This is a genomic window from Brevundimonas vesicularis (assembly GCF_044807075.1).
Lineage (GTDB): Bacteria > Pseudomonadota > Alphaproteobacteria > Caulobacterales > Caulobacteraceae > Brevundimonas > Brevundimonas vesicularis_G.
On sequence record NZ_CP085234.1, the window covers coordinates 808,419 to 826,467 of the forward strand.

The following is an 18,049-nucleotide window of genomic DNA, read 5'->3' on the forward strand; positions in this document are numbered from 1 at the left end:
AGTATCTCCATGCGCCGTCTCGCCCTCGCCGTTGCCCTTTCTCTGACCATATCGCCGCTGACGGCGGGAGGAGCGTTCGCCCAGACGGCGCCGGCTGCGGTCAGTCGCGGGCTGACGCCGGGCGAGGTCGGGACGTGGATCACCGGGCTGGGCGGGCGGGTCGGGCCTGTGCAGACCGAGAACGGCCTGACCTTCTTCACCGTGACCAATGCGGGCCTGACCTGGGCGATCTTCTTCTATGGCTGCGAGGCGTCTGGCTGCGGCGAGGTTCAGTTCAGCGCCGTTGTACCGGGCGCCGGCGCGACGCTGGATGCGGTCAACGCCTGGAACCGCGACAACCGCTATCTGAAGGCCTTCCACACCGCCGCCGAAACGCCGACCGCGACGGTGCAGTACGATGTCGTCGTGCTGTCGGGCGAAGGCGTGACGCAACTGGCGGACCCGCTGACGGTCTGGCTGCAACTGCTGCCGAAGTTTGCGGGCCAGATGGGGTATGTGGCGCCGTAATGATGTCCCTCTCCCGGTGGGAGAGGGCTTGAGCACACGGCGGCGATAGCCGTCGTTCTGGTGCGAAAGGGTGAGGGTCGGGTCGCGCGAGCTGGCCCACCGGCGGGCCTCATCCGGCCCTTCGGGCCACCTTCTCCCCACGGGAGAAGGGAAGAAAGAAAAGGGCCTGCGGATCGCTCCGCAGGCCCTTCGTCATTCGATCGTCGCGCGGCTTAAGCCAGCGAGGAATCGATGTCCTTGCAGGCTTGCAGCAGGCCCTGGACCGAGGCGACCGACTTTTCGAACATCGCCTTTTCTTCGTCGTTGGTGGTGAACTCGACGATCTTCTCGACGCCGTTCGCGCCGATCAGGGCGGGAACGCCGACGTAGAGGTCCGACAGACCGTATTCGCCCGACAGCCAGACGGCGCAGGGCAGGACGCGCTTCTGATCCAGCAGGTAGGACTTGGCCATGGCGATGGCGGATTCCGCCGGGGCGTAGAAGGCCGAGCCGGTCTTCAGCAGGGCCACGATCTCGCCGCCGCCCTTGCGGGTGCGCTCGACGATGGCGTCCAGCTCGTCCTGCGACAGGAAGCCGGCAGCGACGGCGTCCGGCAGGGGCAGGCCGCCGACGGTCGAGTGGCGCACCATCGGCACCATGTCGTCGCCGTGACCGCCCAGGGTCCAGGCGTGGATGTCTTGAACCGACACGCCGGTCTTTTCAGCCAGGAAGTAGGCGAAGCGGGCCGAGTCCAGCACGCCGGCCATGCCGACGACCTTCTCCTTGGGCAGGCCCGAGAATTTCTGCAGGGCCCAGACCATGGCGTCGAGCGGGTTGGTGATGCAGATGACGAAGGCATTGGGGGCGTGGGCCTTGATGCCCTCCCCGACGGCCTTCATGACCTTCAGGTTGATGCCGATCAGGTCGTCGCGGCTCATGCCCGGCTTGCGCGGCACGCCGGCGGTGACGATGCAGACGTCGGCGCCCGCGATGTCGGCATAGTCGTTGGCGCCCTTCAGGGCCACGTCCTGGCCGAAGACGGCCGAGGCCTCGGCGATGTCCAGCGCCTTGCCCTGCGGGGTGCCTTCGGCGATGTCGAACAGGATCACGTCGCCCAGGGCTTCGCGCGCGGCCACGTGGGCCAGGGTTCCGCCGATCATGCCGGCGCCGATAAGGGCGATCTTCGCGCGTGCCATGGATGTCTCCGTTTATTGCGTGTGCGAAAGGGGATTAATCGTGCGGGCGGTCTAGACCCCTCGCGCGGCTGTCGCAAGAACCTCGCTTTACGGCCTTGGTCAGGCTTGCGAAGGTCCGGCGACAACCGGAGGATTTCGATGCGCCGTTCATTCGCTTTCGCCCTGCTGCTGGCGTCGGTCGCCACGCCTGTGCTGGCCCAGACGCCGCCCGCGACGATCGGCGACCGCTATATCCCGGCGCCCTGGTGGATGCGCGATCCGGTCATCGCGTCGCTTGGCCAGGTGCGGGTCGAGATCCAGGCCAACCGCGCCTTCGTCTCGGCCAGCTTCCAGTCGGTGGACCGCAGCGTCGCCGAGGCCTCGCGCGCCGCCGCCGATCAGGTGCGTGCGCTGAGCCAGGCCTTGTCAGCCTATGGCGCGGACAAGGTGCGGGTCGAGACCAGCGTCACCACCCGGCCGCTCTATGACCAGTATCGCGACGAAAACGGGGTGATGCGCGACAACACCCGCGCCGACCGTGTGGCCCGCTATCAGGCTGACGCCTCGGTCAATGTGACGGTGCGCGATGTGCGCCTGATTGAGCGGGTCTATGCGACCATTGTGGCTTCTCGTCCGACCTCGATCGGACAGGTGAACTTCAACCTGGAGCCGGAGAACAGCTGGAAGGCCAATCTGCAGGCCGAGGCGATGAAGGATGCGCGCCGCCGGGCCGAGGCGGCGGCGGCGAATGCGGGCGCCACCCTGGGCCGCGTCAAGATCATCGATCCGTCGGGGCGGGTCTGCCAGACGGACGTGCTGGCGGGCTGGCCTTCGTACGCCGCAGGGGGCGGGCAGGAGACGACGGTGGACGATATTGTGGTGACGGGGTCGCGCATCAGCTACCCGCCGCCCGCGGCGCCGCCCCCGCCCCCGCCTCCAGCGCCCGGAGGCGGCGCGCCCAGCGAGGCCCAGATCGAGGCGGCGCGTCTGGCGCTGCAACCGCCTTTGCAGGTGATGACCGACAGCGCCTGCGTCATCTACGGTCTGAACTGATGGGGTTTTCTGTCGCGCCCGCCTTCGAGGCGGGATCGGTCGCCGCCGCCGAATGGCCGCTGTGCCATGTGCGGCTTCAGGACGACGCCCGCTTCCCCTGGCTCATCCTTATCCCCCGCGTCGAGGGGGCGGTGGAGCTGGAAGACCTCAGCATCCAACAGCGGGCCACATTGATGGAGGAGACGGTGCGGGCCGGGGGGGTGGTCCGGCGGCTGGGCGCGGTGGAAAAGCTGAACGTCGGCGCCATCGGCAATGTGACGGCGCAACTGCATGTCCATGTGGTCGGCCGCCGCCGCGACGACGGTCTCTGGCCCGATCCGGTCTGGGGTCGCGGACCGGTTGTTCCGTATACGGACGGTGAGCGGGCCCGGCGGCTGACGATCATCGCCGACAGCTAGATGATGTCCAGCGGCACGGCGTGTTTCGGGGGCGGGAAGGCCGCATCCAGCCGTTCCAGGTCTTCCAGGTCGAACTGGATCTCCAGGGCGTCGGCGTTGGCCTCGACGTGTTCGATGGAGCTGGCCTTGGGGATGGCGATGACGCCGTCGTGGCGTAGGACGGCGGCCAGCGCCACCTGGGCCGGGCTGGCGGAATGGCGATTGGCGATGTCGCGGATCAGTGGCTGTTCCAGCAGTTCGCCCCGCCCAAGCGGCGAATAGGCCATCATCGGCATGTCGCGCGCCTGCATCCACGGGAAGAGGTCGAACTCCACCCCGCGCGAGGCGAGATTATAGAGCAGCTGGTTGGCGGCGCAGTCCTCGCCCCCCTCGATCTCCATCAGCTGCTCCATGGCGCGCAGGTCCAGGTTGGACACGCCCCAGCGGGCGATCATCCCCTCGTCGACCAGATCGCGGAAGGCCGCGACAGTTTCCTCCAGCGGCACATGGCCTTCCCAGTGCAGCAAGTAGAGGTCCAGCCGCTCGACGCCGAGCCGTTCCAGTGACTTTTCGCAGGCCAGCATCATCTTCATCTCCGACGCATTCTCGGGCCGGACCTTGGAGACCACGAAGACCTCATCGCGGCGTCCGGCGATGACCTCGCCCACCAGCCGTTCCGAGCGGCCGTCGCCATAGAGCTCAGCCGTGTCGATCAGGGTCATGCCCAGATCGATGCCGCGCGCCAGGGCCTGCTGCTCCTCATCGCGCCAGGCCGGGTCGTCGCCCAGCTCCCAGGTGCCTTGGCCGAGGGCGGGAACGGTCGTACCGTCCGCAAAGGTGACGAGGCGGGTCATGTCCGTCCTGACGATAATGAGCGGCGAAGACGCCGTCGGAGGAAGCGATGCGAACCCGGCATATCAAGACCGACGGTCTGGTCCAACAGGTTCTGGAGGCCGGGTTCGAGGATGACAACGCGCCGCTGGTCCTGCTGATCCACGGCTTCCCAGAACTGGGGATCAGCTGGCGCGCTCAGGTCCAGGCGATGTCACAGGCGGGCTATCATGTCGTCGCCCCGGACATGCGGGGCTATGGCGGGACGGACAAGCCGGAGGGGGTCGAGGCCTATTCCATCCTGCATCTGGTCGGCGACATGGTCGATCTGGTCCGCGCGCTGGGCAAGGCGTCCTACATCGTCGTCGGGCATGACTGGGGCGCGCCCGTGGCCTGGCATTGCGCCCTGTTGCGGCCCGATCTGTTCACGGCGGTCGCGGGCCTGTCGGTGCCGTTCCAGCCGCGCCGACCCAAGGGACCGCCCACCGCCGCCATGGCCGCCATCTCGAAACGGGCCGGGCTGGGCGACCTCTATATCAGCCGGTTCCAGGCGCCGGATGCGCACCGCGCGCTGGACGCCGATCCCGCAATGGCGCTGAGGAAACTGTTTTACGCCTACGACGGCGCGACCCCCGCCGATCGCAGATCGACCGGCTTCATGCCCGAAGGCGTGGCTCTGCTCGACACCATCGCCGACGACGCGATCCTGCCGCCGTGGATGAGCGAGGCGCATTTCGACGAATATGTGCAGGCCTTTTCAGCAGGCGGGTTCGAAGGACCCCTGAACTGGTATCGAGCGATGGACCTGAACTGGTCGCTGACGGCCTTTCTGCAGGACCAGAAGATCACCCCGCCCGCCCTGTTCATCGTCGGCGAGGACGACCCGGTGCGCCATTACGCCGGCGGGCGTGAGGCGGGGCTGAAGGACTGGGCGCCGAACCTCGCCCGATCCGTCGTGGTGCCGGGCGCGGGCCACTGGATCCAGCAGGAACGGGCGGCCGAGATCAACCATCTGTTGGTGGAGTTTCTGGCCGAGGTTCAGGCCATTGGCGCGCGTTCCAGCCTGTAGACGCGTCCAGAGGCGTCGCGACCTTCGAAGCGATCGACGTCAATCCGGCGAAAGCCGATCAGCACGGCGTCCCCCTTTGACAAGAGATCGAACCCTTCTCTGGTCACACGCCAGTGGCTGGCCGACGACATATTCGCTGATCCACATCGGCTAGCCAGAATCGGCAGCCGACCAGCGCTTGAAACCGGGTCGAGCGTCAGGCGGCAGGTCGTTGGCAGATCGGGGCCGGCAAGCTGATAATGTCCGAAAACATCCTGGATCGTCAGCGAACTCGCCTCGGACATCGCGGCCTCCTTTGCGCTGCATGCGCCAGTAACCAATCCAACGACTGCTGCGATGGCGCCGGCCGCAATCAAGTTCGGCAAGGACTTCAATCTCATCGCGCACAACCCCATGCGTTTCGCTGGACGATCGGACAGTTGGACATCAACCATCGCTACGCCATTATGTCATGTCTATGGTTGTCGTCACGGTTTGCGTGGCCGTGTTGGACATGGAGCCGAAAGCCCGTCGTGTTGAAGTCACTGCTTCCAGAACGTCCAGGTGCGGGACCGTTGATCGAGGCCGTCAGGGCGTGTCGGGTTCATTTCGTCTGGGCGGCGGTGTTCAGCGCCCTGATCAACTTCCTCTATCTGACGCCGACCCTCTACATGATGCAGGTCTACGACCGCGTCGTGCCGACCGGCGGTTTGACGACCCTGACGCTGATGACGGCGGTCGCGGTCTTCGCCCTGGCTTGTCTGGCGGCGCTCGACTGGCTGCGGGCGCGTCTGTTGCTGAGGGCCGGGCTGCGGCTGGACCGGCTTTTGTCCACACGCATCCTGTCGCGGGTCGTCAACCTCCAGAGCAAGGCGCCGAATACTCAAGCGCTGCGCGAGTTCGACAATGTCAGAGGCGCGGTGTCGGGTTCCGGCGCCCTGGCCCTTTTCGACGCGCCCTGGACGCCGCTTTATCTGGCGTGCTGCTTCCTGCTGCACCCCTGGATCGGGGTGCTGACCTTGGTCGGGGGCATTGTCCTTTTCATTCTGGCTTGGCTGAATGAACGCGACAGTCGCTCCAGATTGTCAAAGGCCATCCAGTCCAGCACGGCCGCCTATGCCGCGCAGGAAAGCGTGGCCGCCCAGTCCGAGGTCGTCCGCGCCCTTGGCATGAGAAAAGCCAGTATCGCAGGCCAGATCGAGCAGCGCCGTAACGCCGTGTCGCAACAGTCGGAAGCGCAGCTTGCCGGCGGAAAATACTCCGGCGCGATCAAGTTCGTGCGGCTGGTTTTGCAGTCCGCCGCCTTGGGGTTAGCGGCTCTTTTGGTCGTGAAGGGGCAGATTTCGCCAGGATCGATCATCGCTTCGTCGGTGCTTCTCAGCCGCGCCGTCGCGCCGGTCGAGCTTCTGGTGGGCGCCTGGCCAGGTTTGGTCCAGGCGCGGGCGAGTTGGAACAATCTGGTCGATCTGTTCGGCCAGACTGAAGGAGAGGAACGACCGCGCACGGCCCTGCCACCGCCGGCGGGTCGGCTGAAAGTCGAGGGGGTCGTGGTGCGGTTGCCGGAAGGCGAACAACCGTTGCTGAAGGGTGTGAGCCTGGCGCTGGAGCCGGGACAAACCCTGGGTGTGATCGGCGCCAGCGGGTCGGGCAAAACCACTCTGGCGCGCGTCATCGCCGGTGCGCTGCGGCCCACAAGCGGAATCGTTCGCCTGGATGGCGCCGAGTACGATGCCCGCGACGGCGATGACCTAGCTCAGTTCATCGGATATCTCCCGCAGAATCCCAGCCTGATGGCCGGCTCGATCCGTGACAACATCTCTCGGTTTGCCGCCGCTGTGGGTGTCGAAAAGGCCATCATTGATCAAGGGGCGGTCGCCGCCGCCATTGCGGCAGGCGCGCACGATATGATCCTGCATCTGCCCAAGGGTTATGACACCGTGCTCGGCCCGCTGGGGTCCGGTGTTTCCGCCGGTCAGGCACAGAGGATCGCCTTGGCGCGCGCGCTCTATGGCGACCCCAGCCTGCTGGTGCTGGACGAGCCCAACTCGAACCTGGATCAGGAAGGCGAGAGCGCCCTGATGGTCGCGGTCGTGAAGGCGGCCGCCAGAGGCGCAGCGGTGGTCATCGTGGCGCACCGCGCCGGCGTATTGGCCCGCGTGGATCGCCTGTTGATGATGCGTGACGGCGCCGTTCAGATGGAGGGCCCGCGCGACGAAATCCTGGCGCGGATCAATCGCCCCTCGACGCTTGTTGCGGCGTCTGCACAAAGAGGCGCCGCCTCATGAGCAGCCTGATCGATACCTTCATGCGCAAGAGCCCCGACGATGCGCCCGATTCCCCGCGGCCGGAGCTGATGCTCGGCATCGGCATCATCATCGTCTTCTTCGTCGGCTTTTTGGGCTGGGCCGCGTTCGCACCGCTGGATGCGGGCGCCTTTGCGCAAGGTCAGGTTTTCGTTTCCGGCAATCGTCAGGCCGTTCAGCATCGAGACGGCGGGGTGGTCGGCGCCCTAATGGTCGCCGAGGGGGACAAGGTGCGACGCGGGCAGGTGCTGGTCAGGTTGAACGCCGGTGAGTTGACCGCCAGCGAACGCGGCGCCGCCAGCCAGGTCTTCGCCCTCCTGGCTCAACGGTCCCGCCTCATCGCCGAACGCGACCGTCTGCCGACCCTGCCGATCCCGCCCGAGTTCGCGGGCCTGCCGCCCAAGGATCAGGCGTTGGCCGACGAGGCGATGCGCCTTCAGCGGCTTCAGTATGCAGCACGCGGCGCGGGTCGCTCGACCGAGACCGGGGTGTTGAACCAACGCATCGGCCAGCTTCGCGATCAGATGGACGGCTACGAGCGCCAGATCGAGGCCAACGCCACGCAACAGCGCCTGATCGCGGAAGAACTGGAAGGCCTGCGGTCATTGGCGGCCCAGGGCTATGCGCCGCTTACCCGTGTCCGGGCGCTGGAACGGACGGCGGCCGCTCTGGAAGGCGAACAGGGATCGTTGCGGGCGCAGGTGGCGCGCACGCGCGAGCAGATCGGCGAGGCCCGCCTTCAGACATTGGGCGTGTCCACCAAGCTGAACGAGGATGTCGCCGAACAGCTGAGACAGGTGGAGATCCAGCTCAATGATCTGCGTCCCAAGATGATCGAACTGCGCGACCAACTGGCGCGCACCGAAATCCGCAGTCCCGCGACCGGCCAGGTCGTCGGCCTGTCGGTGTTTACGCCTGGAGGCGTCATTCAGCCGGGGCAGACCCTGATGGAGGTCGTGCCCGACGAGGCGTCACAGGTCATCGTGGCGCAGGTCGATCCTGCCGACATCGACAATCTGCGTGTCGGTCTGGATACGGAGGTCAAGTTCCCCGGCCTGCGCGAGCGCAACCCGCCCATCGTCCATGGCCGAGTTACGCGCATTTCCGCCGACAGCTTCACCGACGAAAAGACCGGCCGAAGCCATTACCGCGCCGAGGTCGTGGTGCCGCAGTCTGAACTGGAGAAGCTGGGTTCCGCCGCGCGATCCATCCGCGCGGGCATGCCGGTGCAAGTCGTGATGCTGACCCGCAAACGCACCGTGCTGGCCTATCTGGTGGAGCCCCTGGTGCAAAGCCTGTGGCGATCAGGCTCCGAACAATAGGAGGCTAAAGCTGCTCGCGAATCTCGGCCACGATCTCCAGGCTGCGGATGCGGGCGGCGTTGTCGAACATCATGCCGGTGACCATCAGCTCGTCCACGCCGGTCATGGCGATGAAGTCGGTCATTTGGCGCTTGACGGTCTCCGGGCCGCCAATGGCGGAATAGAGCAGGCGGCCCTTTGCGCCCGCAATCTGCTGCGGCGTCAGGATGGTGGTGATGTCGTCGACGGGCGGCGGCAGCTTGCCCGGCTTGCCGGTCGAGAGGCGGGCGAAGCTCTGCTGCATCGAGGTGGACAGGCGCACGCCCTGCGCGTCCGTGTCGGCGGCGAAGACGTTGATCGCGGCCATGGCGTGGGGCTTGGCCAGGCGGTCCGAGGCGACGAACTCGCGGCGATACAGGGCCAGGGCCTCCAGCAACAGTTCGGGCGCGAAATGGCTGGCGAAGGCGTAGGGCAGGCCGAGCTGGCCGGCGAGCTGGGCGCTGAACAGGCTGGAGCCCAAGAGCCAGATCGGCACGCGCAGGCCGGCGCCCGGCACGGCGCGGACGGGCTGGTTCTCGGCGGCCGGTTCAAACCACTGGATCAGTTCGACGACGTCGCGCGGAAACTGGTCGGCGCCTTCGAAATAGCGACGCAGCGCACGGGCGGTCGCGCCGTCCGTGCCGGGGGCGCGGCCCAGGCCGAGATCGATCCGGCCGGGAAACAGGGTCTCCAGCGTGCCGAACTGTTCGGCGACGACCAGGGGCGCATGGTTGGGCAGCATGACGCCGCCGGAGCCGACGCGGATGCGCTCGGTCCCCGCCGCGACATGGCCGATGACAATTGCGGTCGCGGCGCTGGCGATGCCGGGCATATTGTGATGTTCGGCCAGCCAGAACCGCTCATAGCCGAGCCGATCGGCGGCCTGGGCCAGGGCCAGGGTTTCATCCAGGCCGCGTCGCGCGTCGCCGCCTTCGACGATGGGGGAGAGGTCGAGAACTGAAAACCGGATCATGACGCCTAGATCGGGTCTGTGCCTTGGGGTTCAAGGGCGAGAGTCTGGAACCGCAACCGGATCAGGCGCTTTAACCTCATCTCGACGAACGGAGACTGCGTCATGACCGACACCGATCCCACCAAGCCCGAAGCGGATTGCGACGACGCCCGCGAGGCCGCCGACATGGGCGAAAAGCCGGATCTGGGTCACAAGGCGGATACGCTGATCGACGCCCTGGACGGCAGCGATTCGGGATCGGACACGCGGGCAGGCTCGCTGCGCGGCGGTTCGGCTGCAGGCACGGATGACGACCCCGATTCGGCCAAGATCAACGACCGGCTGGCGAAGGAAGGCTCGAAGGGGCAGGACGACGCCGCCGACTGAGCGGGCGCCTTGTCGCCGCCGCAACCATGCGCCACGGTGGCGCTCTGACCCTCTCGGTCCAAGGACGATCTCTCGATGACGCTTCGCTTGGCGGCCTCCGCCGTCGTAGTTCTGTTTTGCCTCGCAGGATGTGATCGCTCGGCCCAACCGGTCGAGGCGAAGGCTGCGCCTAATTCGGCGTCGTCAGCCAACGTCGACGCGACGCCGCCCGTCGCCGAGGCCCCGGTCGTGTCGAGCGCCTCCGCGCCAGCCGCAAACGGGGCGCCGGCCTTCGCCGCGCTTTATCCCGGCGCCAAGGTCGACGGCCAGCCGCTGGCGGGCGACGGAGAGGCCGGACCGGGCGCGCTGGTGACGTTCACGACCACCGCGTCTCCCGACGATGTCGTCGCCTTCTATCGCGAGCGGGCCGAGAAGGCGGGTTTGAGGTCGGTCGCCGGCATGAACCAAGGCGAAACGCGCGCCTATGGCGCGGCGGCGGACGCCGCCGACGGCCCGTCGCTGCAAGTCGTCGCGGCCCCGACCGAGACCGGGGAAACCTCCGTGCAACTGGGCTGGAGCGCGGGTCAGTGAAGCGCGCCGCCGCCCTCGGCGCGGCGATGGCGACGCTGCTGATCGCGGGTTGCGCAGGCGCGCCCAGGTCGGCGCTTACGATCCCGACCGAAGGCTTTCTAAGCGATCAGGCGATCATCGAACTGGCGGACGCCGCGCCGCCGCCTCCCGCCCAGGGGGGCGCGACGGACCTGGCGGACAAGGCGGCCTCGGCGCGGTTTGCGGCGCTGGAGGACGGCGACCGTTGGCTGCTGGCGACCGCCCATGCCGAGCTGCGTCCGCCCCTGGCCCTGCAACATTTCGACTGCGCCCTGGGGGTGCGGCTGGGATCGGCCGAGACGCCGACTCTGGACCGGGTGATGGCGAAAATCTTCCATGACGCGAACAGTGCGGCCGAACGCGTCAAGGCGCGCCAGCCGCGGCTGCGGCCGGTCGGCGACGATCCTAGTCGCCGCGCCTGCCAGACCCTGACGCCTGCGGCGAGACGCAGCGCCTCCTATCCGTCCGGCAGCGCCGCCGTCGCGACGGCCTATGGCGAGGCCTTTGCGGCGCTGGAGCCGGACCGGGCCGAGGCCGTGCGCCGGATCGGCCACGAGATCGGGGTCAGCCGCCTGATCTGCGCCATGCACTATCCGACCGATATCGCGGTCGGCGAACGGACCGGGCGGGACGTCGCGGCCCGCGCCATCGCCAGCCCGGCCTTCCAGGCGGACATGGCGGCGGCGAGGGCCGAGCTGGCGGCCGCGCGTCGCAGCGGCCTGACCAATCCCGGCTGCGCGGCCGAGCGCGCGGCCCTGGCGATCCCTGTGCCTTGATATGACGGCGGTGCTGGCTCTCGCCCTGCTGACCTTTCAGGCGCCGGTCGACCGGCCGTGCACGCCGCAAGAGGTGGCGGCGCTGACGGCGCCGTCGACGCAGCCGTATCGCCTGACGTGCCAAGTCGACCTGCCGGGCGTCGATATCCGCCGCCGCGTGCTGATCGAGGGCGCGGAAGGCTCAGGGGCGTCACTGGATTGCGGGGGCGGGACGATCCGCGCGCCGGGCCCGGCGACGACCGCCGCCCCAACCCTCGCCGTCTGGTCTCGCCGCGAGGGCGATCAGTGGTCGCGGCCGGTCGATGTGACGATCCGAAACTGCACCGTCGTCGGCAATGTGCGGATCTGGGGCATGGGGGCGGGCGGATCGATGCGCGACCTGCTGGCCTCGTCACGCACCGCCGGACACACGCAAGCGGCCCAGTCTGCCGCGCCGATCCGCGTCGCCCTGGATCGGGTTCGGTTCGAGGGCGTGGGGACCATTCCCCTGTATGTCGGGCCTGGGGTGACGCGCACCACGGTGACGCGATCCCGCTTTACGGGGCGCTCGACCTCGACCGCCGTCTATCTGGACACCGAGAGCGCAGGGGCGCTGATCCAGGACAACGATTTCGATATCCGCACCGGCCGCGAGCAGATCGCGGTGGATGGGTCGGGCGCCAACCGCATCATCGGCAACCGGCTGGCGTTGCACGGCAAGGGCGGGGTGCTTCTGTACCGCAACTGCGGCGAGGACGGCGTGATCCGCCACCAGACGCCATCCTATAATCAGATTACGGACAATTTGTTCACCGGCGCGGGCTGGCTGAGGCCGCGCGCGGTGGTGATCGGGTCGCGCGAGGGCGGACGACGCTACTGCGGCGACGACCGGGGCTGGCCGTTCGGGTCCAGCGCGGACGACGGCGACGGCGCCACGGGCAATCTGACGGCGCGAAACGTCGTGCGCCGCTGATCGAGGCCTTGCACAGGGCGGCGGTTCTGGGCTGGACTGCGGGACGGAGCGATCGGGGGATTGGATATGCGGTGGGTGTTGTTTCTGGCGTCCCTTGCGGCGGCCCTCGGCTTGGCGGTGCTGACCGCCCAGACGCCCCAATCCTTGCCTGCCTCGGCGCCTGCGGTTCAGTTCTCGGCCGCGCGCGCCATGATGGACGTGAACCGTATCGCACGAGCGCCGCATCCCGTCGGCTCGGTCGAACATCGTCAGGTTCAGACCTATCTGGTCCAAAGGCTGACGGCGCTGGGACTTCAGCCCAGCCTGCAGACCGGCGCCCTGTCGCCCGCCGCCGTCGCGCGGATCGAGCGGGAGGGTGGAAATGCGGGCGGCGTCCAGGCCGTCAATATCGTCGGGATCCTGCCGGGGCGTGACCCCGGCCTGCCCGCCGTCGTCCTGATGGCCCATTATGACAGCGTGCCGAACTCGCCCGGCGCCGCCGACGATGCGACCGGCGTGGCCGCCATTCTGGAAGCCGTGCGTGCGATCAAGGCGCGGGGCGGGGCCGAACGGACTCTGGTGGTCCTGTTCACCGACGCCGAGGAGCTGAATCTGGACGGGGCGCGGGCCTTTTTCAGTGAGCATCCGCTGCGCGACGACATCGGAGCGGTGATCAATCTGGAGGCGCGGGGCGGAGGCGGGCGCGCCATGATGTTCGAGACCGAACCCGGCAACGCCCAGACCATCGCCCGCTACGCCCAGGCGACCCACAGGGCGACGGGCGGGCCGTCCAGCAACGCCCTGGCCATCTTCGTCTATCGGCTGATGCCCAATGGCACGGACTTCACCGTGACGGCGGATCGGAGGTTGGCGGGGATCAATCTCGCCTTCATCGGCCGCCCGGCGCAGTATCATTCACCGTCCTCGACCCCGCAGGCGCTGGATCAGGGCAGCGTGCAGCATATCGGCTCCCAGTCGTTGGAAATGGCCGATGACCTGCTGCGGGCGCCGACCCTGCCGCAGGCGACGCAGAATGCGGTCTATGCCGATGTCTTCGGTCTGTTTGTCGTCCAGCATTCGCCGGCGATCGGTTGGGTCCTGCTGATCGTCGCCGCCCTGGCGACGGGCTTCGCCGCCTGGGGCGCGCGACACGCCACGGGCTTGCGCGGGATGTCCGTGGTGAAGGGCGCACTGGGCGGGCTTTGGTTACTGGCTAGCGCGGTCGTCGTCGGTCAGGCCGTGCGTGTCCTGGCCGGACCAGTGGGCAGCCGCATCGCCTCGGCCGAGACCTATTACACCCTGCTGCGGCGCCTGCCGGTCCTGGAGATCGCCGTGGCGCTAGCCATCGCCGGGCTGGTCCTCGCTTTGGTCGCGGGGCGGGCGCGGATCGGCCGCCGGATCGTCGCCGGGGTCATCATCGGCGCCGCCGTCGTGGCCACGGCTCTGGGCGGTTTGAACGTCGTGGTCATCGGGGCGACGGTCGTCGCTGTGGGGCTGAGCCTGTGGCCTGCCGGCGACGACGAGACGACCTGGGGCGGCTGGCTGGGGGCGATCGCGCTGGTCCTCATCCTTGGCGGGGTGGTGCAGGCTGTGGCGCCCGAAGCGGCCTTTATCCTGCTGTGGCCTGGGCTGATCGCGGCCCTGGCGGCCGCCGTGACGGCGATCGTCGGCGCGCGACTGACGTCATGGCGCGCGCCATGCCATCCGTCGGGATCACCATCGTCGTTGGCGGCTGGCTCTTGGTTCAAGGGCATGGGGTGTTTCTGGGCGTCGGGATGGATCTGCCCGGCGCTCTGGGCCTGGTCGCCCTGCTGATCGTGCTGTCGGCGCGGCCTCTGGCGCCCACATCCGCAAGCGCGGTCAGGGCTTTGAGCGCCCTTGCCGCCGTCGCACTCGTCCTGGGCTGCCTCACAGGGCTGGGCGCACGGCTGATCGCCTGAGCGGTCCGGATGCGTCAGAAACGGTCGTGTGATTAGAGCGTTCCCGTTTTGATCGATGAGAACATCTTGTGAACCAGAACAAAACATGCACATAGTCTCCCTCACGAAACGGGGGCGGGTCCAGGCGGGTCTCTCCCAAGCTGAATGACGGGAATCATGGCAAGGGAGACGAAGGCAATGGCTTCACAGGCGGCACTCAAATTGGTGGGCAAGGACGACGGCGACAAGCAACGCGCCCTGGAGGCGGCGATCGCGCAGATCGATCGCGCCTTCGGCAAGGGCTCGGTGATGAAACTGGGCAAGGCGGGCATGGTCGCCGAGATCGACAGCGTTTCGACCGGCTCGCTGGGCTTGGACATGGCTCTGGGCATCGGCGGCCTGCCTGTCGGGCGGGTGATCGAGGTGTTCGGCCCGGAATCGTCGGGCAAGACGACGCTGGCCCTGCACACCGTCGCGGAAGTGCAGAAGAAGGGCGGGGTCGCCGCCTTCGTCGACGCCGAACATGCGCTGGACCCGGTCTACGCCCAGAAGCTGGGCGTCAATCTGGATGATCTTCTGGTGTCGCAGCCGGACACCGGCGAGCAGGCGCTGGAGATCGTGGATACGCTGGTTCGGTCGGGCGCCGTCGATATTGTGGTCGTCGATTCCGTCGCGGCCCTGACGCCGCGCGCCGAAATCGAGGGCGAGATGGGCGACAGCCTGCCGGGCCTTCAGGCGCGCCTGATGAGCCAGGCGCTGCGCAAGCTGACGGCCTCGATCTCCAAGTCGAAATGCATCGTCCTGTTCATCAACCAGATCCGTCACAAGATCGGCGTCATGTACGGCTCGCCCGAGACGACGACGGGCGGCAATGCGCTGAAGTTCTACGCCTCGGTGCGTCTGGACATCCGCCGCACTGGCGCGATCAAGAACCGCGACGAGGTGGTCGGCAACACCACTCGGGTCAAGGTGGTTAAGAACAAGGTCGCCCCGCCATTCCGCGAGGTCATCTTCGACATCATGTATGGCGAGGGCATTTCCAAGCTGGGCGAGGTCATCGATCTGGGCGTCAAGGCCGGCATTATTGAGAAGTCGGGCAGCTGGTTCAGCTATGACTCCACCCGAATCGGTCAGGGCCGCGAGAATGTGCGCGAGTTCCTGAAGCAGAACCCGGACATCGCCGCCTCGATCGAAAAGGCCGTGCGCGCCTCGACCAACAAGATCGCCGACGAACTGCTGGGCACGCCCGAGCCGGACGAAGGCCAGGACCTGGAAGGCTGACGCCAGCCTCCGAGGCTGGGCGGACCGTCAAAGTTTGTTCCGGTCTCGGTCCGGTCTTTTCACCGCTACTCCGTCGCCCCTAGCGACCCGCCACCGACCCCGCGAAGGGCGGCGGAGCGACCCGCTCGACCTCGTGTCGGGCGGGTCTTTTCTTTTGTGAGCAGCGCTGATCTTTCTTTCGTCATTCCGGGCGAAGCGTAGCGGAGACCCGGAACCCAGCGGCGCGCATGAGCGCGAAGCTGTCGCGGACTGATGCCCCGAGATTCTGCGATGGAAAGATCGCCTCCGGCGCCGCTGGGTTCCCCAGGGCGCGCTTGGCGCGCCGGAGGATGACGAAAGTCAAACGCCAAACGAAAACGGGCGACCCGAAGGCCGCCCGTTCGTCGTTTTACCGATGTCGCCTGCTGATCAGGCGGCCACCTTCTCCGGGGCGAACTTGCCGTAGAAGGTCTCGTTCTTCGCGGCCATGTCGCGCAGCAGCTGCGGGACCTTGAAGCGGTCGCCGTAGGTCGCGGCCAGACGGTCGGCGGTTTCGACGAACTTGGCCAGGCCGATGCCGTCGATCATGCTGATCGGACCGCCGGTCCAGGGCGCGAAGCCCCAGCCCAGGATGGCGCCCAGATCGGCTTCGCGCGGATCGTCGATGACGCCCTCTTCCCAGCAGCGGGCCACTTCGACGGCTTGGCGATACAGCAGGCGCGTCTTCAGCTCGTCGATCTGAGCGAAGGCGGTCGGCTCCTCCGGCTGATCGATGCCCTTGGTCGTCGGGGCCAGTTCGCCCAGACCCTTCCAGATCGTCTTGGGCTTCTGATCGTAGTCGTAGAAGCCCTTGCCGTTCTTGCGACCGAAGCGACCGCCCTCGACCATCTTGGCGACGATGTCGGCGCCTTCCGACGGGACATATTTGTCGCCCAGATCCAGCGCCGTCTGTTTGGCGATCTTGTAGGACAGGTCCAGGGCGACGTCGTCGTGCATCTCCAGCGGGCCGCGCGGCATGCCGGTCATGCGACCGACATTGTCGATCAGGGCGGGGCCGTAGCCCTCTTCCAGCATCGCCATGCCCTCCATCAGGAAGGTTGAGAAGCAGCGCGAGGTGTAGAAGCCGCGGCTGTCGTTGACCACGATCGGCGTCTTCTTGATCTTCAGCACATAGTCCAGCGCCTTGGCGATGGCGGCCTGACCCGTCTTTTCACCCAGGATGATCTCGACCAGCATCATCTTGTCGACGGGCGAGAAGAAGTGGATGCCGATGAAGTCCTCGGGCCGCACCGAGGCCTCGGCCAGACCGGTGATCGGCAGGGTCGAGGTGTTGGAGCCGAAGACGGCGCCTTCGGCCAGTTGCGCCTCGGCGCGCTTGGTCACGTCGGCCTTGATCTCGCGGTTCTCGAACACGGCCTCGACAACCAGGTCAGAGCCCTTGATCAGATCGTAGTCCGTCGTCGCCGTCACCGAACCCAGCAGGGCGTCATACTTCTCCTGCGTCAGCTGACCGCGCGACAGGCGCTTCTTCAGCAGTTCCTCGACGTGGGCCTTGCCCTTGTCGGCGGCTTCCTGCGTCTGGTCGATCAGGATGGTTTCGATGCCGGCCAGCGCCTGCACATAGGCGATGCCCGCGCCCATCATGCCGGCGCCGATGACCGTGACCTTCTTCGGATCGGACTTGGGCACGCCGGCCGGGCGAACGGCGCCCTTGTCAAGCTCCTGCTTGGACAGGAACAGCGAACGGATCATGGCCTGCGCCTGCGGCGTCATCAGGGTCTTGATGAAGTAGCGGGTTTCGATGCGCAGGGCCGCGTCCATCGGCACCTGGGCGCCTTCGTAAACGGCCTTCATCAGGTTCACCACGGCCGGATAGTTGCCGTAGGACTGCTTGCGCAGCATGGCGTTGCCGACCATGAAGTTCTGAATGCCGGCCGGGTGATAGGGGCCGCCGCCGGGCAGTTTGAACGACTTTTCGTCCCAGGGCTGGACGGCTTTCCCGCCGTTTTTGATCCAGGCCTTGGCGGCCTCGACCGACTGGCCTTTCTCGACCACCTCATGGACGATGCCGGCGCCCTTGGCGTCGTTCGGGCGGAAGGACTTGCCCTCGCTCATCGCCATCATGGCGTTCTGGACGCCGACCAGACGCGTCAGGCGCTGGGTGCCGCCGCCGCCGGGGAACAGGCCGACCTTGATCTCGGGCAGGCCCAGCTGGATCTTATTGTCGTTCTCGACCACGCGGTAGTGAGCGGCCAGGGTGAACTCCAGCCCGCCGCCCAAGGCCAGGCCATTGATAGCAGCTGCGATCGGCTTGCCCGAGGTTTCCAGCGCACGGAAGGCGCCGTTCAGCGTCCAGCCGGCGTCGAACGCCTTTTGCAGGTCGCCGCCGCCCGACAGCACGCCGCCAGCCATGTCGCCCAGGTCCGCGCCGGCGCAGAAGCCCGAGGCCTTGCCCGAGGTTATGACGGCGCCCTTGATGGCCTCGTCGGTCTTGATGCGTTCGACCAGTTCGGGGATTTCCTTCATCACCGAGGCGGTCAGGGTGTTCATCGAACGGCCCGGAACGTCGAAGGTGATCATGGCGATGCCGTCGGCGTCGACGTCGATCTTGAAGTTTTCCATA

18 protein-coding genes are annotated in these 18,049 nt (G+C 67.2%); 13 read left to right on the forward strand and 5 right to left on the reverse strand.

All coding sequences use genetic code 11. The features are described from left to right. Nucleotides 1-9 precede the first annotated feature (9 nt). The gene (locus LG306_RS03880; RefSeq protein ID WP_404418364.1) at nt 10-507 is read left to right on the forward strand and encodes a YbjN domain-containing protein; all 498 of its coding nucleotides are present in this window, start codon (nt 10-12) and stop codon (nt 505-507) included. Nucleotides 508-719: 212 nt separating this feature from the next. On the opposite strand, the gene mdh is transcribed toward LG306_RS03880, so the two are convergent. Further along, complete coding sequence (gene mdh / locus LG306_RS03885) at nt 720-1,682, reverse strand: malate dehydrogenase (RefSeq protein WP_404418366.1); 963 nt, start codon at nt 1,680-1,682, stop codon at nt 720-722. Between the two features lie 138 nt (nt 1,683-1,820). Here mdh and LG306_RS03890 point away from each other — a divergent pair, with 138 nt between their 5' ends. Next, on the forward strand, nt 1,821-2,714 hold the full coding sequence (locus tag LG306_RS03890; RefSeq protein ID WP_404418368.1) for an SIMPL domain-containing protein: 894 nt from the start codon (nt 1,821-1,823) through the stop codon (nt 2,712-2,714). Beyond that, nucleotides 2,711-3,112: an HIT domain-containing protein gene (locus tag LG306_RS03895; protein ID WP_404419638.1), complete on the forward strand. Its 402-nt coding sequence runs from the start codon at nt 2,711-2,713 to the stop codon at nt 3,110-3,112. Before LG306_RS03890 ends, LG306_RS03895 begins: the two co-directional genes overlap by 4 nt. On the opposite strand, the gene LG306_RS03900 is transcribed toward LG306_RS03895, so the two are convergent. Then, complete coding sequence (locus LG306_RS03900) at nt 3,109-3,945, reverse strand: aldo/keto reductase (protein ID WP_404418370.1); 837 nt, start codon at nt 3,943-3,945, stop codon at nt 3,109-3,111. The two genes, LG306_RS03895 and LG306_RS03900, sit on opposite strands and share 4 nt — an antisense overlap. Before the next feature lie 47 nt (nt 3,946-3,992). On the opposite strand from LG306_RS03900, the gene LG306_RS03905 reads away from it, so the two are divergent. Further along, nucleotides 3,993-4,991: an alpha/beta fold hydrolase gene (locus LG306_RS03905; RefSeq protein ID WP_404418372.1), complete on the forward strand. Its 999-nt coding sequence runs from the start codon at nt 3,993-3,995 to the stop codon at nt 4,989-4,991. Here the strand turns inward: LG306_RS03905 and LG306_RS03910 are convergent. Further along, nucleotides 4,961-5,425 (reverse strand): AprI/Inh family metalloprotease inhibitor, encoded by a 465-nt coding sequence (locus tag LG306_RS03910; protein WP_404418374.1) that lies wholly within the window; start codon nt 5,423-5,425, stop codon nt 4,961-4,963. The genes LG306_RS03905 and LG306_RS03910 overlap by 31 nt on opposite strands. Before the next feature lie 78 nt (nt 5,426-5,503). Between LG306_RS03910 and LG306_RS03915 the strand changes: the two genes are divergently transcribed. Next, entirely contained in the window at nt 5,504-7,255 is a 1,752-nt protein-coding gene (locus tag LG306_RS03915) for a type I secretion system permease/ATPase (protein WP_404418376.1), read from the forward strand. Further along, entirely contained in the window at nt 7,252-8,595 is a 1,344-nt protein-coding gene (locus tag LG306_RS03920) for an HlyD family type I secretion periplasmic adaptor subunit (protein WP_404418378.1), read from the forward strand. Before LG306_RS03915 ends, LG306_RS03920 begins: the two co-directional genes overlap by 4 nt. A gap of 4 nt (nt 8,596-8,599) precedes the next feature. Here the strand turns inward: LG306_RS03920 and LG306_RS03925 are convergent, their stop codons facing one another. Beyond that, on the reverse strand, nt 8,600-9,586 hold the full coding sequence (locus LG306_RS03925) for an LLM class flavin-dependent oxidoreductase (RefSeq protein ID WP_404418380.1): 987 nt from the start codon (nt 9,584-9,586) through the stop codon (nt 8,600-8,602). A gap of 102 nt (nt 9,587-9,688) precedes the next feature. Here LG306_RS03925 and LG306_RS03930 point away from each other — a divergent pair, with 102 nt between their 5' ends. The 7 genes from LG306_RS03930 to recA all read left to right on the forward strand — a co-directional run bounded on the left by LG306_RS03930 (nt 9,689) and on the right by recA (nt 15,447). Further along, nucleotides 9,689-9,952, forward strand: coding sequence for a ribonuclease (locus tag LG306_RS03930; protein WP_404418382.1), 264 nt, complete (start codon nt 9,689-9,691; stop codon nt 9,950-9,952). Between the two features lie 75 nt (nt 9,953-10,027). Continuing rightward, the gene (locus tag LG306_RS03935; protein WP_404418384.1) at nt 10,028-10,522 is read left to right on the forward strand and encodes a hypothetical protein; all 495 of its coding nucleotides are present in this window, start codon (nt 10,028-10,030) and stop codon (nt 10,520-10,522) included. Then, nucleotides 10,519-11,316, forward strand: a complete 798-nt coding sequence (locus LG306_RS03940; RefSeq protein ID WP_404418386.1) for a PA-phosphatase — start codon at nt 10,519-10,521, stop codon at nt 11,314-11,316. The genes LG306_RS03935 and LG306_RS03940 overlap by 4 nt, the downstream gene beginning before the upstream one ends. A gap of 1 nt (nt 11,317) precedes the next feature. Beyond that, nucleotides 11,318-12,268, forward strand: a complete 951-nt coding sequence (locus LG306_RS03945) for a right-handed parallel beta-helix repeat-containing protein (RefSeq protein WP_404418388.1) — start codon at nt 11,318-11,320, stop codon at nt 12,266-12,268. Nucleotides 12,269-12,334: 66 nt separating this feature from the next. Beyond that, a complete protein-coding gene (locus LG306_RS03950) occupies nt 12,335-14,062 on the forward strand; it encodes a M20/M25/M40 family metallo-hydrolase (protein WP_404419640.1) in 1,728 nt (575 codons plus the stop codon). After that, nucleotides 14,023-14,187 carry a hypothetical protein gene (locus LG306_RS03955; protein ID WP_404418390.1) on the forward strand — a complete coding sequence of 55 codons (165 nt, stop codon included), beginning with the start codon at nt 14,023-14,025 and terminating at the stop codon, nt 14,185-14,187. Before LG306_RS03950 ends, LG306_RS03955 begins: the two co-directional genes overlap by 40 nt. Nucleotides 14,188-14,364: 177 nt before the next feature. Continuing rightward, on the forward strand, nt 14,365-15,447 hold the full coding sequence (gene recA / locus LG306_RS03960; RefSeq protein WP_404418392.1) for a recombinase RecA: 1,083 nt from the start codon (nt 14,365-14,367) through the stop codon (nt 15,445-15,447). A 408-nt stretch (nt 15,448-15,855) separates the two neighbouring features. On the opposite strand, the gene LG306_RS03965 is transcribed toward recA, so the two are convergent. Continuing rightward, nucleotides 15,856-18,048, reverse strand: coding sequence for a 3-hydroxyacyl-CoA dehydrogenase NAD-binding domain-containing protein (locus tag LG306_RS03965; RefSeq protein ID WP_404419642.1), 2,193 nt, complete (start codon nt 18,046-18,048; stop codon nt 15,856-15,858). Nucleotide 18,049 lies beyond the last annotated feature (1 nt).

Excerpts from the sequence above, each read along its gene's own strand:
- LG306_RS03880 (WP_404418364.1), top strand. The coding sequence starts at position 10 with ATGCGCCGTCTCGCCCTCGCCGTTGCCCTTTCTCTGACCATATCGCCG.
- mdh (WP_404418366.1), bottom strand. The coding sequence starts at position 1,682 with ATGGCACGCGCGAAGATCGCCCTTATCGGCGCCGGCATGATCGGCGGA.
- LG306_RS03890 (WP_404418368.1), top strand. The coding sequence starts at position 1,821 with ATGCGCCGTTCATTCGCTTTCGCCCTGCTGCTGGCGTCGGTCGCCACG.
- LG306_RS03900 (WP_404418370.1), bottom strand. The coding sequence starts at position 3,945 with ATGACCCGCCTCGTCACCTTTGCGGACGGTACGACCGTTCCCGCCCTC.
- LG306_RS03905 (WP_404418372.1), top strand. The coding sequence starts at position 3,993 with ATGCGAACCCGGCATATCAAGACCGACGGTCTGGTCCAACAGGTTCTG.
- LG306_RS03910 (WP_404418374.1), bottom strand. The coding sequence starts at position 5,425 with ATGGTTGATGTCCAACTGTCCGATCGTCCAGCGAAACGCATGGGGTTG.
- LG306_RS03920 (WP_404418378.1), top strand. The coding sequence starts at position 7,252 with ATGAGCAGCCTGATCGATACCTTCATGCGCAAGAGCCCCGACGATGCG.
- LG306_RS03925 (WP_404418380.1), bottom strand. The coding sequence starts at position 9,586 with ATGATCCGGTTTTCAGTTCTCGACCTCTCCCCCATCGTCGAAGGCGGC.
- LG306_RS03930 (WP_404418382.1), top strand. The coding sequence starts at position 9,689 with ATGACCGACACCGATCCCACCAAGCCCGAAGCGGATTGCGACGACGCC.
- LG306_RS03935 (WP_404418384.1), top strand. The coding sequence starts at position 10,028 with ATGACGCTTCGCTTGGCGGCCTCCGCCGTCGTAGTTCTGTTTTGCCTC.
- LG306_RS03945 (WP_404418388.1), top strand. The coding sequence starts at position 11,318 with ATGACGGCGGTGCTGGCTCTCGCCCTGCTGACCTTTCAGGCGCCGGTC.
- LG306_RS03950 (WP_404419640.1), top strand. The coding sequence starts at position 12,335 with ATGCGGTGGGTGTTGTTTCTGGCGTCCCTTGCGGCGGCCCTCGGCTTG.
- LG306_RS03955 (WP_404418390.1), top strand. The coding sequence starts at position 14,023 with ATGGATCTGCCCGGCGCTCTGGGCCTGGTCGCCCTGCTGATCGTGCTG.
- recA (WP_404418392.1), top strand. The coding sequence starts at position 14,365 with ATGGCTTCACAGGCGGCACTCAAATTGGTGGGCAAGGACGACGGCGAC.
- LG306_RS03965 (WP_404419642.1), bottom strand. The coding sequence starts at position 18,048 with ATGGAAAACTTCAAGATCGACGTCGACGCCGACGGCATCGCCATGATC.